The organism is Bhargavaea ullalensis (assembly GCF_042432615.1).
Classification (GTDB): domain Bacteria; phylum Bacillota; class Bacilli; order Bacillales_A; family Planococcaceae; genus Bhargavaea; species Bhargavaea ullalensis.
This window is the reverse complement of sequence record NZ_JBHLWY010000018.1, coordinates 170156-183249: the sequence shown is the minus strand read 5'-3', so window position 1 is coordinate 183249 and position 13094 is coordinate 170156. Positions and strand designations below refer to the sequence as shown.

Annotated in this window: 12 protein-coding genes; 7 read left to right on the top strand and 5 right to left on the bottom strand. The window is 58.4% G+C overall.

Annotation, left to right across the window (positions count from 1 at the left end):
• Positions 1 to 488 precede the first annotated feature (488 nt).
• From ACFFIY_RS05240 to ACFFIY_RS05225, 4 genes are all read right to left on the bottom strand, one after another.
• A complete protein-coding gene (locus ACFFIY_RS05240; RefSeq protein ID WP_354195613.1) occupies positions 489 to 1751 on the bottom strand; it encodes an NAD(P)/FAD-dependent oxidoreductase in 1263 nt (420 codons plus the stop codon).
• Positions 1744 to 2082, bottom strand: a complete 339-nt coding sequence (locus tag ACFFIY_RS05235) for a (2Fe-2S)-binding protein (protein ID WP_354195615.1) — start codon at positions 2080 to 2082, stop codon at positions 1744 to 1746. The genes ACFFIY_RS05240 and ACFFIY_RS05235 overlap by 8 nt, the downstream gene beginning before the upstream one ends.
• A complete protein-coding gene (locus ACFFIY_RS05230) occupies positions 2075 to 2347 on the bottom strand; it encodes a (2Fe-2S)-binding protein (protein WP_354195617.1) in 273 nt (90 codons plus the stop codon). The genes ACFFIY_RS05235 and ACFFIY_RS05230 overlap by 8 nt, the downstream gene beginning before the upstream one ends.
• 66 nt (positions 2348 to 2413) lie before the next feature.
• On the bottom strand, positions 2414 to 4021 hold the full coding sequence (locus ACFFIY_RS05225) for a sigma-54 interaction domain-containing protein (RefSeq protein WP_354195619.1): 1608 nt from the start codon (positions 4019 to 4021) through the stop codon (positions 2414 to 2416).
• A gap of 162 nt (positions 4022 to 4183) precedes the next feature.
• Between ACFFIY_RS05225 and ACFFIY_RS05220 the strand changes: the two genes are divergently transcribed.
• The 7 genes from ACFFIY_RS05220 (at position 4184) to ACFFIY_RS05190 (ending at position 11653) form a co-directional block, all read left to right on the top strand.
• Entirely contained in the window at positions 4184 to 5365 is a 1182-nt protein-coding gene (locus ACFFIY_RS05220) for an NAD(P)/FAD-dependent oxidoreductase (RefSeq protein ID WP_354195621.1), read from the top strand.
• Positions 5366 to 6421, top strand: a complete 1056-nt coding sequence (locus tag ACFFIY_RS05215) for a proline racemase family protein (protein ID WP_354195622.1) — start codon at positions 5366 to 5368, stop codon at positions 6419 to 6421.
• Positions 6422 to 7330, top strand: a complete 909-nt coding sequence (locus ACFFIY_RS05210; protein ID WP_354195623.1) for a proline racemase family protein — start codon at positions 6422 to 6424, stop codon at positions 7328 to 7330. It abuts the gene before it with no gap.
• 75 nt (positions 7331 to 7405) lie between these two features.
• Complete coding sequence (gene nhaC, locus ACFFIY_RS05205; protein WP_354195624.1) at positions 7406 to 8836, top strand: Na+/H+ antiporter NhaC; 1431 nt, start codon at positions 7406 to 7408, stop codon at positions 8834 to 8836.
• 34 nt (positions 8837 to 8870) lie between these two features.
• On the top strand, positions 8871 to 9764 hold the full coding sequence (gene dapA / locus ACFFIY_RS05200) for a 4-hydroxy-tetrahydrodipicolinate synthase (protein ID WP_354195625.1): 894 nt from the start codon (positions 8871 to 8873) through the stop codon (positions 9762 to 9764).
• An 18-nt stretch (positions 9765 to 9782) separates the two neighbouring features.
• A complete protein-coding gene (locus ACFFIY_RS05195) occupies positions 9783 to 11276 on the top strand; it encodes an aldehyde dehydrogenase family protein (RefSeq protein WP_354195627.1) in 1494 nt (497 codons plus the stop codon).
• A 98-nt stretch (positions 11277 to 11374) separates the two neighbouring features.
• A complete protein-coding gene (locus tag ACFFIY_RS05190; protein WP_354195629.1) occupies positions 11375 to 11653 on the top strand; it encodes a hypothetical protein in 279 nt (92 codons plus the stop codon).
• Between the two features lie 68 nt (positions 11654 to 11721).
• Here the strand turns inward: ACFFIY_RS05190 and rpoN are convergent, their stop codons facing one another.
• Positions 11722 to 13014 (bottom strand): RNA polymerase factor sigma-54, encoded by a 1293-nt coding sequence (gene rpoN / locus ACFFIY_RS05185; RefSeq protein ID WP_354195631.1) that lies wholly within the window; start codon positions 13012 to 13014, stop codon positions 11722 to 11724.
• Between the last annotated feature and the right edge of the window lie 80 nt (positions 13015 to 13094).

Below are 13094 nucleotides of genomic sequence, written 5' to 3'. Positions count from 1 at the left end.
CAGTATATCCGTCAATCTCCGGACAGGCAATGCCGTCAGCATTTGGCCATCGGAGACTAGCAATAACAGGAGGGGCAGCGGGGGCTGTGATTCCACTCAGCCGCTCTATGATTCCACTCAGCCGCTCTATGATTCCACTCAGCCGCTCTACGATTCCACTCGGCTGCCCAATGCGCTCACTCGGAGCCCCTATGCGCTCGCTCGTCCCCCCGAATCCCCATAAAGAGGAGGCGGCGGGTGCCAGCGATTCCTCACGACGGGTTACTACGCCCCCCTCACCCTGAGAGAGGGGGAGGAAAGCCGATGATTCCACTCAGCCGCTCTACGATTCCACTCGGTCGCCCAACGCGCTCACTCGTCCCGCCTATGCGCTCACTCAGCCGCCCAACGCGCTCACTCACCCACCCCCTCTCGCCCCAATCCCCATCAAAAAAGCCCTGCTCCCAAAGGAAGCAAGGCTCCATCAACTCAACCACCCATCCACTCCATCAAACGCCCTGCAGCACTTCCTTTTCCGCAGCCGGCTCTTCCGGCGCAATCCGCTCTTGCGCTGCCTCATATTCTTCCCAGTATTGTTGCATCTTCCGGCGGCCTTCCGCCACTTCGGGGTGGAACTGGATGTGGGCTTTCCGCCGCGTCTCACTGACGTAGTCGACGGCTTCCCGGAGGATGTCGTCGAGCCCCTGCCGGCCGGAGTTGCGGGCGATCGAGAGGGCGGCGGCCACGCCTTGGCTCATGGCGACTTTGGCGCCTTCGATGCCGGTGATGTTGCCGGCGACGTAGAGGCCGTCGACCGGGGTTTCCATTTGTTCATTGTGCAGCGGAACGTATCCGCCGAGTTCGTCGATATGGTGGAACGGGCAGCCGGTGAGGCCGATCAGTTCGGCGAGCGGGTACAGGCCGCCGGCAATGCAGACGAAGTCGGCGTCGATGCGCTGCTCGCTTCCCGGGACCACCCGGCCATCCGTCGTGACCGTGGCCAGGATGACACCCTCGACCTGCTCTTTGCCGCAGATTTCGATGACGGCTTTGCGGAGCATGACCGGGATGCCCCACATTTTCACGCCGCCTTTCGGGTAGAACGTGATGCCGAGTTTCTTCATGAAGTCGTTCTGCATAAGCTTGCTGCCGAACTGGACGAATTTGGACGGGGCCATGTGGGACACATGAAGCAATGAATCCATGACGCCCGCAGGATTTGCGCCGTCTTTGTTCACTTTGTTCATCTTCGGCAGGGCGATGGCGGCGACGTCGATGCCGGCCATGTTCAGCTCCATGGCGATCGCCGAAGACAAGACGTTCACGCCGATGATGACGCCGCGGCTGCCCGGTTTCACCCGGTGGACGTTCGTCATGACCTGCGCGGCGCCGACGCTCATGACGCCTGGCAGTGTCCAGCCCGGTATGGCGACCGGCGATTCGGCCGCACCCGTCGCGAGCAGGAGGGACGGCGCCGTGAATGTCTCGCGGTCCGTGTACACATGCCAGAGCCCGTCTTCTTTTTCGATGTTTGAAACGGCGGTGCCGAGCCGGATGTCAAGGCCGAGAGCAGCCGCCCGTTCTTCGAGTTTCCTCGTTTCTTCGATGCCGTTCCACCATTTTCCGCCGGGTTCTTCATAGAGCTGGCCGAGCAGCCGGCCGCCGGGCTTCAGGTATTCGTCGAGGATAAGAACGGACAGCCCGCATTCCGCCGCGGTGATGCCGGCAGAAAGTCCCGCGGGTCCGCTTCCGATGATGATCAGGTCAGCCATTGTTTTTCCTCCAATCCCGCACCGGTGCGTCCAGCTGTCCGCCGCCCGTGACGACCATGCCGTCTTTGACCGGGGTGAGGCACGCCCTCATCCCCTGCACGCCGTCCACCGTCACCCGGCATTCGAAGCAGTGCCCGATGTTGCAATAAATGCCGCGCGGGCTGCCGCTTTCCTCGTGCCGGCGAAGCGTCCGCACGCCGTTGGCCAGAAGCGCCGCCGCGATCGGTTCATTTTCGATGCCTTCATATTCTTTCCCGTTGAAGAGGAAGCTCACTTTCGGCGAAGCGTCCAGCTTGCCGAGAACCGGATGATCCAGAATCCGTTCAGTCATGGCCGATCGCCCCCAGGTCACCAAAATGAACCGGCCGCACCGGCGGCTGATACTTCAGCGTGACTTGCGTGGAATCCCGTTCGGTTACGGTGCAGGCGACGGCGTCCACCATATTCCTGCATGTCCGGCCGCCGCAGTAACCCATTCCCGCTCGGGTGCGTAGCTTCAATTCGCGTGCATTGCATCCGTATTCTTCGGCGGTCTCCACCAGTTCACCGTACGTCACTTCTTCGCATCTGCATATAATCATGTCCTTGTCGGCCATTTCAAGATCCCCCCTGGTTCCAGACTTTTTGCTCTCCCTGAATCATTGCAAGTTTCATGCCAACCATCACAGGCTGATGCCGAGTTTGTTCATCCGGTTGTAAAGTGTGGCCCGGGTGATGCCGAGGTTCGCGGCGCACAGCTGTTTGTTGCCGCCCGCGTTTTCCAGTTCGCGCACGAGGACGGCGCGTTCATACTCCTGAAGCTGCTCGGCGAGGGTTCCGCTGCCGTTTTTGACGGAGAGATGCGTCTTTTCCCGGACAGCCGGTTCGGTGATCCGTTCGATTTCGGCTGGCAGATCATCGGTTTTGATCTCGCCGTTGTCCGAGAAGATGACAAGCCGCTCGATCACGTTGCGCAGTTCGCGGATGTTGCCGGGCCAGTCATGTTTGAGCAGGGACTGCATCACTTCCTGGGAAACGCCGTGGATCGGGCGGTTGTACTTGACCGAAAACTCATAGAGGAAGTAATGCGAGAGTTCCAGGATGTCTTCGATCCGGTCGCGGAGCGGCGGGATTTTGATGTTCACGACGTTGAGCCGGTAGTACAGGTCTTCGCGGAATTTCCCTTCATCGACAAGCTCTTTCAGGTTGCGGTTCGTCGCCGCGACCACACGGAAATCCACTTCGATTTCCTTCGTTCCCCCGACACGGAAAAACCGTTTTTCCTGGAGAAGACGGAGGAACTTCACTTGCATCTCGAGCGGCATCTCGCCGATTTCATCGAGAAATAACGTCCCGCCCCTTGCAAGCTCGACTTTTCCTTTTTTGCCTTTTGCATCGGCGCCGGAGAAGGCTCCTTTTTCATAGCCGAAGATTTCGCTTTCGAACAGACTCCCCGATATGGCGCCGCAGTTGATCGCGATGAACGGGGCGTCGTCATTTTCCCTCAGATGATGGACGGCTTTGGCGAACAGCTCTTTCCCGGTGCCGCTTTCCCCGTTGATCAGGATGCTGGCCATCGTGCGGGCGGCCTTCGTCGTCAGATCGATCGTCCGCTTGAGTTCTTGGCTGTTCCCTTTTATATAAGAGAACGGGTCGGCCGAGGCAGACGTTTTCCGGATCTGTTCCTCCAGCCTGAACAGCTTTTCGGACGTGCTGTGCAGTTCGTTGTTGAGACGGATCTGGCTGGTGATGTCGGTTTCCGCGACGACTGCCCCGACAATTTCCCCGTCGAGAAGAACAGGGTTCGAGTTGATGAGCACGACGAGGTCTTCCCGCGCATGGTGTTGCTGATGCAGGACGGAGGAGCCGTCCTGGAGCGATTTCAGGATTTCCAGCTGATCGGAGCGGAAGAAATCCGTGATCGGCCTGCCGAGTATGTCTTCATCCTTCACGGAAAAGATGTCTTCCGCACCCCGCGTCCAATGAACGACGCGGGCCTCTTCATCGATGACGGTGCACGATTCATTGATCGTTTCGAGGATCGTGTCCAAATAGGCGCACTTGCGCTTGAATGCTTCCAACATAGTGAGGGCGACGGTCTCGTAGCTGAGGTGTCCGATTTTATGTCCGTCTTCATCCTCAACGAGCAGATACGGATAATCACCGAGCAGGGCGATGGCTTCTTCAAGCGGCCGGCCGGCCCGGACGGAAAGGACAGGGATCGCGTGATTTTCATCCTCCGGAACGGCAGGACTCATGAACGGGTCGATTTCAAGCGGCTGTTTAAACATCTGGACGTCTCCTCCTGTCAAAGTTATTAGTCACTGTCCAACATATTTTACAGGAGACGGCGATAGAATCAATAGAATATTTGAATTAAAAGAACTTTCCGGGTTGGCATGACACTTGCATAGTTTATAGGGCAGGCAAGGAATCCAGGAAGGGGGAACGTTATGTCATCCCAGATCAATCGTGATGTTGTCGTGATCGGCGGCGGAATCATGGGCGCCGCCATTGCATACTACGGGTCGAAGTCAGGACTCGATATTACCGTTCTTGAGAAAGGGTCGCTTGCGAGCGGCACGTCTTCCCGGTGCGACGGCAATATTCTCGCCATCGACAAAGACCCAGGCTTTGACAGCCAGATGTCGCTCGTGAGCCAGCAGCTTGTCCATGAGCTGAGCAGTGAACTCGAGGTGCCGTTTGAATACCGCAATCCCGGCAGCATTCTCGTCTGCGAGAACGACGCGGAAATGGAAGCGGCCCAGCAGTGGGTCGACCGCCAGCTGGCGGCGGGGCTCGACTTTAAAATGCTCGACCGGGAAGACCTGCGCAATGAATCCAAGTTTTTTGCGGATGATCTGTACGGCGGACTGGAATGCAAGACCGATTCGACGGTCAATCCGTACATGCTGACGTTTTCGATGTTTCATTCCGCCAAGAAGCAGGGCGCGCGCATTCATACGAACACCGAAGTGACGAACCTCCGGAGAAATCCGGACGGGACATTCACGATCGAGACAAGCGGCGACACATTCACGGCCAATAAAGTCGTCAATGCCGGAGGCGTCTGGGCGCCGCGGATCGGCTCGATGCTTGGTGTCGACGTGCCGATCCACCCGAGGAAAGGGCAACTCATCGTTGCGTCGCGCCAGGAGATGGTCGGCCTCCGGAAAGTCATGGAGTTCGGCTATTTGATCTCCAAGTTCGGCGGGGAGCGGGTCGTCGACGAGATGACCGAGAAATACGGGGTTGCGCTCGTGTTCGAGCCGACGGAAAGCCAGAACTTCCTCATCGGCAGCAGCCGCCAGTTCGCCGGTTTCAACACGAAAGTGAATCATGAAGTGACCCGCTATATCGCGAAGCGTGCGGTGCGCTTCTACCCGAAGATTGCTGATATGACGGTGATCCGCACTTATGCGGGCCTGCGTCCGTGGACGGAGGACCATCTGCCGATCATCTCGGAAGTCGAGGGGATCCCGGGCTTCTACATCGCGGCGGGCCATGAAGGGGACGGCATCAGCCTCGCGGCGGTGACCGGAAAAGTGGTGGAAGAAATGCTGAACGGCAAAGAGACATGCATCCCGACGGAGCCTGTCCGATTGAGCCGGTTCAAAGAAAAGGTGGGGGTTTAAATGAAGTGCCAGCGGGTGTTCCAGACGATCGACACGCACACGGGCGGGAATCCGACGCGGACCGTCATCAGCGGTCTGCCGCCGCTCAGCGGGAACACGATGTCCGAGAAGATGCTCGACATGCAGAACCGGTTCGACTGGATCCGGAAGTTCCTCATGAATGAACCGAGGGGGCACGGCGTCATGTCCGGTGCACTCATGACGGATCCGTGCCATCCGGACGCAGATGTCGGGGTTATCTACATTGAAACGGGCGGCTATTTGCCGATGTGCGGCCATGACACGATCGGGTTCTGCACGGCGCTTGTCGAAGCCGGCCTGATCGAAGTGAAGGAGCCGTTCACAGATATTAAAGTCGACACGCCGGCGGGACTCGTCGACGTGCGGGTGCGCGTCGAGGACGGCAAGGCGAAAGAAGTGACGTTCGAAAACGTCCCCGCCTTCCTGCTGAAGTCAATTGAAATCGACATCGACGGAATCGGGCGGGTCGAGGCGGATATCGCATACGGCGGCAATTTCTACGGAATCATCGACGCCCGCAAGCTCGGACTGACGCTGACGGAAGAACACGCTTCCGAAATCATCAACAAAGCGATCACGATCCGCAATGCGATCAATGAGCGGGAGGAAATCGTGCATCCGCAGTATCCGTTTATCAGCGGCCTGACGCACATCGAATTTTACACGGATCCCGTTCATCCGGAGGGGGATGTGAAGAACACGGTCGTCGTCCCGCCGGGCGGCATCGACCGGTCGCCGTGCGGCACGGGCACTTCCGCCAAGCTGGCGACACTTTACGCGCAGGGGAAGATCGGGCAGGATGAGCCGTTCGTCCACGAAAGCATCGTCGGCACTCTGTTCCGCGCCCGAGTGCTCGGCACGACGGACGCCGGCGGCAGGGAGGCGGTCCTGACGGAAGTGTCCGGCTCCGCATGGATCATGGGGATGCACCGGTTCTTTTACAATGAACGCGATCCGCTGCGGGAAGGTTATCTGCTCATCCCGCCGATGGATCATGAAGAAGCGGCTCCGGCAGCTGCAAAGGAGGGAGTCTGAATGGAGTTTTCTAAACTATACAGCTCGATTGACGCCCATACGGCGGGTGAGGCATACCGCATCGTCACCCGGTCGCCGATCCGTCCCGCCGGAAAAGACCTGAAAACAAAGGCGGCTGCATTGGCCGAAGCGTACCGGACGGAAAAGAACCTGCTGCTCAATGAACCGCGCGGCCACAGGGGGATGCACGGCTGCATCATCACCGAATCGTTGGAAGCGAATGCAGGATTGCTGTTTTTCGTCCATGACCGGGTAAGCGCATTCAAGTATGAAGGGGTCATGGCGGCACTTGCCGCCCTGCTGGAAACCGGCAATCTGGCCCGGACGGAAAATGATGAGTACACGGTCGATACCGTGATGGGGATCCACCGCGTGAAAGCGGATATGTCGGGAGACGAAGTGATGTCCGTGACGGCGGTGAGCCGCTCGGCAGAAGTGTCGGGCGAGCCGGAGCGGCCGTCCGTCTGCATCGACGGGGAACGGAATTATTTGATCTACCCGCTGCCGGCGGACATTCCGGCAATCGAGCTGGAGCATCTCGCGGCCCTGTCGGACTGGGGAGCTTCCAAGTCACGCGAACTGACGGATGAAGGGGTTTCATTCAGCGGTGTCATTGTCGCAGAAAAGCTCGGCGACGGCCGGGTGCGGACGGTGACTTTTGAGCCGGACGGCTACATTTTGCGCTCGCCGGGCTTCGACACAACACTCGCCCTCCTCGCCGAACAGGCGAAGCGGACGGACGCCCGGAAGTTGGAAAATGAAAGCATCTTCGGCAGCTCACTCACCGCGGAACTTACGGACGAAGCAAGTCTCGCCGGCAAGGTGACCGCCGAGCCGTTTGTCACCGGCACCCACGACTTCGTGTTCGACCGTGAAGACCCGCTCGAACAAGGCTTCGTCATCGCTTGATTCAAAAATCAACACTTCATAAGAACTAAGTCGCAAGGAGATGGGGGAGACACGGCCAATAAAAGGAGGAATGAGATGGAAAGCGAAAAGCGATTGCCGACACTCGGCGAAATGCTGTTTGTGCTCATCGGATTCACAGTGATCATGTTCATGTTCATCGTCAAATTCGAGATTTCGATCCAGCTGGCGCTGCTCACAACATGGGCGCTCATCATGCTCGTCGGTCTGAAGATCGGTTACAACTACAAGGAAATGCAGGACGGCCTGCTGAGGGGAATCTATGACGGGCTGGAGTCCATCCTGATCCTCATCTCGGTCGGTGCACTGATCGGGACGTGGATCGCGGGAGGGGTCGTTCCGTCGATCATCTACTACGGGCTGACGGTCATCAATCCGGCGATCTTCCTGTTCGCGGCGTTCCTCATCTGTACGGTCACGTCGATTGCGACCGGCACGTCGTTCGGTTCCGCCGGTACAGCCGGGATCGCGATGATGGGCATCGGCGCGAGCTTCGGCTTCCCGCTGCCGCTCGTCGCGGGTGCGGTCATCTCGGGCTGCTACGTCGGCGATAAGCTGTCGCCGCTCTCGGACACGACCGTCATGACGGCGTCCTTGTCCAAAGTGGACCTGATCGACCACATCAAATCGATGCTGACTGCGAGCACGCCGGCGTGGATCATCTCAGCGCTCCTGTTCCTCGGTGTCGGATTCTTCTACCGGGGGAGCGGAGACATGAGCTCCGCCACAGAAACGATGGCGGCACTCAAGGAATACTTCAATATCGGCTGGTACATGGTCATTCCGGCGGCGGTCGTCATCTTGCTGCTTGCGCTGAAAAAGCCGGCGATTCCCGTCATCCTGTTCGGCGCGCTGCTCGGCTCTCTCTGGGCGTTCCTGTTCCAGGGCGTGAGCGCGCTTAATGCGGTGAACATCCTGTACGCCGGCAACACCATCCAATCCGGCGTGCCGTTCATCGACAATCTGCTCAACCGGGGCGGCATCGTGTTCATGCTCGACGTGATCGTGCTGATCATCTTCGCGCTCGGTGTCGGCGGCCTGATGGAAAAGATCGGCGTCCTGAAAGCGGTCGGTAACTACTTGCTCCGCTGGGCGAACAACAGCGGCAACCTGACGCTGACGACGATCCTCTCCGCATTTTTCGGCAACTTTTTCGGCGGGGCCGCTTATGTGTCGGTCATCACCGGAAGCAAGATCACGGCGGAAAGCTACGACCGGCTGCACATCGACCGGCGGGTCCTGTCGCGCAACACCGAAGCCGGCGGAACGGTGACGACGCCGATGGTTCCCTGGTCGGACGGCGGCGTGTTCATGGCGATGACGCTCGGCGTATCCACATTGAGTTACCTGCCGTTTCTCTGGTTCAACTTCCTGGCGCTCATCATCTGCCTGATTTACGGCTACCGCAATATGTTCATCTGGTACACAGATCCGGAGGCGGAACCGGTCAAACGGACCCGCTCGGGCAAAAAGCTTTCGGTCTCTTAAATAAAATCCAACCAACTGAATGGAGGAAATGAACATGAAAAAACTTGAAGGTGCATTCCCGGTATTGGTCACTCCTATGAACGAAGACGAAACGGTGAACTACGAAGGATTCGCGCAAAACATCGAGAAGTTCATCGAGGAAGGTGTGGCGGGCCTCTGCATCAACGGCAGCACGGGCGAATTCGTCAGCCTCACGAAAGAAGAACGCTTCAAGCTTGCCGAAACGGGCGTGAAGCAAGTTGCGGGACGCGTGCCGCTCATCATCGGAACGGCCGCCGAGACGACGAAAGATGCGATTGAATACACACAGCAGGCGGAAAAAGCCGGAGCCGATGCGGCGCTCCTCATCAACTCGTACTATGCACACCCGAAAGAAGACGAAATCTACGAGCACTTCAAGGCAGTCGCGGAATCGGTCTCGATCCCGGTCATGATCTACAACAACCCGTTCACATCCGGCGTGGACATCAGCACGGAAACCATCCTGAAGGTCGGCCGCGATGTCGACAACATCACGCACATCAAAGAATCAAGCGGCGACATCCGAAAAGCCCGCGATATCGCACGTCAGGGGAAAGGCGACCTCAAAGTGTTCTGCGGTTCCGAAGATCTCGCCATCGAATCCCTCCTTGTCGGGGCGACCGGCTGGATTTCGGTTTCCGGCAACATCGCTCCGCGCCTGGTGACAGACCTGTATAACTCGGTCCAGGAAGGAGACCTCGACAAGGCATGGGAGCTGTACGACCGGCTTCTCCCGCTCTGTGAGTTCCTGGAAGGCTCCGGCAAGTATGTCCAGATTTCCAAGCGCGCGATGGAGCTCAAAGGCTGGGCGGGAGGCCCGTGCCGCAAACCGCGTTTGCCGCTTTCGGCCGAAGAAGACGCCAGGCTGAAAGAACTGATGGACAGCCTTGAAACCGTCAGCCAATAAAAAGGGGGAGAACAAAAGATGGAAGCAGTGAAATACGACCTGAAGCCGAAAGTCCGTGAGTTCCTCGCGGGAACGAAAGGCCTGTACATCAACGGTGAATACACGGAAGCGAAAAGCGGGAAGACATTCGACGTCCTGGATCCCGCGACAGAGGAAGTCATTGCAAAAGTGAGCGAAGCCCAGGCGGAAGACGTGGACGCGGCAGTCGCCGCCGCGCGCAAGGCGTTCGACGAAGGCGAGTGGACGAAGATGGAATCCGCCGAGCGGTCGCATCTCATCTACAAGTTCGCCGATCTGCTTGAACAGAACCGAGAAGAGCTGGCGCAGCTTGAGGCGCTCGACAACGGCAAGCCGTACGAGACCGCGCTTGCGGACGATGTGGACGGGACGGTCCAGCATTTCCGCTATTATGCGGGTTGGGCGACGAAGTTGTTCGGCAAGACGACGCAGGTTTCGCCGGATTATGTGACGTATACGGTGCATGAGCCGGTCGGCGTTGTCGGCCAGGTCATCCCGTGGAATTTCCCGCTCGCGATGGCAGCGTGGAAGCTCGGCTCCGCGCTTGCGGTCGGCTGCACGGTCGTCATCAAGCCGGCAAGCGAAACGCCGCTGTCTCTTCTTTACGCTGCGCGGCTGTTCAAGGAAGCGGGCTTCCCGGACGGTGTCGTCAACGTTGTTCCGGGGGCGGGCCGGGTGGCCGGCGAGGCGATCATCACGCATCCGGACGTCGACAAAGTGGCCTTTACGGGTTCGACCGCGGTCGGCAAGGAAGTGATGAAGAAGGCGGCGGATCAGCTCAAAGGCATCACGCTCGAGCTCGGCGGAAAGTCCCCGGCGATCGTCCTGGAAGATGCAGACCTTGAGGAAGCGATCGAGGGCACGTTCAACGGCACGATGTACAATCACGGCCAGAACTGCAGTGCCTGCACGCGTGTGTATGTCCACCGCAGCCTGTATGACCGGGTCGTCGAGGAACTTGCCAAGAGAGCGGATGCGCTGAAAGTCGGACCGGGACTCGATCCGGAGACGGACATGGGGCCGCTCGTGTCGGCCAAGCAGATGGAGACAGTGCTCGGTTACATCGAGAAAGGCAAGGAGGAAGGTGCCCGGCTCGTGGCGGGCGGCGGCAAGGCGGCGGACAAGGGCTACTTTGTCCAGCCGACGATCTTTGCCGATGTCAAAGACGACATGACGATCGCACGTGAAGAGATTTTCGGGCCGGTCATGGCGGTGTTCCCGTTTGATACGGAAGAAGAAGTCGTCCGCCGCGCGAACGACAGCGACTACGGGCTTGCCGCAAGCGTCTGGACGACCAACATCAAGAAAGGCCACCGGATTGCAGGCAAGCTGCAGGCCGGCACCGTCTGGGTGAACGACTTCGGCCTTGAGTGGGAAACGATGCCGTTCGGCGGCTACAAGCAGTCGGGCATCGGCCGTGAAATGGGCGGGGAGTACGGGCTCGCCAACTACACGGAAGTGAAAAGCGTGTTCGTGAACATCAAGGAAGATTAAGGATTTTCACTGAACAGGGCAGAAAAGTCTGAAATGTGTGTCGGAATTAGCGTATAATAGAACCATGACTCGTTAATTGACCAGAAGGGGATGGGCAAATGATGTCAGTCATCGAATTTTTGGGGATTGCCGCAGGGGTCGCAATCCTGGTTCTCCTGGTTTCCTATGGACTTGAGAAGCTGACCGGGAAAGTCGCCGGCAGGAAGCTCGGCAGATGCATGCGGATCACGGTTTCGCTCGGTCTGGCGCTGGCGTTGCTCGGAGCGGCGACGATGGCGGCCGGCCATCCGTTCCCGTTCCTCGTCGCGATTCTCGTCGGCATGGCCATCCTGCTCAACCGCTACTGGATGGGCCACTTCTCGGAAGAACAGGCGTGAAGACGCAACAGAAAAACCCGCAGGAAACGCGATCGATTCGCTTCCTGCGGGTTTTTCATATGGTTTGTTTAAACGGAAAGTTGTTTGCGGATGCTGGATGACGGGATATTCAGCTCTTCCCGGTATTTGCTGATCGTCCTGCGGGAGATGGTGATGCCTTTGTCCTGTTTCAGATAATCCGCCAGTTTTTGGTCGGAAAGTGGCTTGGATTTGTTTTCCCCGTCCACAAGCTGACGGAGCAGGCTTTTCACCTTGTTCTGGGAAACGGCATCACCGTCCGCAGTCGACAGCTTGGAACCGAACAGGCTGCGCAGATCGAATGTGCCTGCGGGCGTCCGGATCGTTTTGCCGGATACCGCACGGCTGACGGTCGATTCGTGCATGTCGATCTCGTCCGCGACTTCTTTCATGGTCAGCGGCTGCAGCGAGCATGGGCCGCCCGTAAAGAAGCGGTGCTGTTTTTCCAGGAGAACGCCGACAATCTTGATGATCGTGCTCCGTCGCTGGTCGAGGCTGTTCTGGAGCCAGCGGAACTTACGGTACTGATCCGTCAAATAGTCCGTCGCCTCATTTTCCGACGACAGGAGCGAAAGGTAGTCGGGGTTCATCCGGAGCTCCGGGAGATGCCGGTCGTTCAGACGGAACGTGAGCCCTTCGGCCGTTTCTTCGACAATCACATCCGGCGTCACATAGTCCGGCTTGAAGTCGGAGATGAACCCGCACGGTTTCGGCTGAAGCGAACGGATCAGCTCCTGCGCCTCTTTCACGGTCTTCAGCGGAACCTCAAGCAGTGCGGCCATCTCGCTCCACCGGTTTCGGGCAAGCAAGCCGAAATGGTCGCGGATGATGGATGCAGCCGGGCCGTTGTCGCCGATCTGCTCCAATTGAAGAAGCAGGCACTCTTGGAGAGAGCGGGCGCCGATGCCGGCCGGGCCGATCTGCTGAAGGAGGCGGATGCCATGGTCGATCGTGTCAGTGCAGAGGGCTTTATCATCCGGCAGCCGGAGATAACCGTCATCATCGAGGTTCAAGATCAGCATCTGCACAAGCGCCAGGTCTGCTTCATCCTTGAAGGTCATCCGGGCAAGCGCGCACAACTCATCGCGGAAAAGCGGCTCGGTTCCTTTCCAGCATTCCGGCAGCATCCCGTTCCGGGATCCTCCGGCCGGCCGGACCCCGAACGGCCGCTCGTCGAATGTTCCTGCGGGCTCCTGCAGTTCGATGAGCGGATTGTCCATCTGCTGCTCGATCAAAAATTGCTCGAGTTCGTATGTGGTGTATTGTAAAATTTCAATCGCCTGACGCAGTTCCATCGTCATGACCAGCTTGAGTTCCTGGCGCTGGGTCATTGCAAGGTTCATTGTCGTTCCTCCTCAATTCCGTTGGAAGCGCTTACTGTGGATTGCCTATTATTATATCACCGCTTTCAGCCTATTTCGAC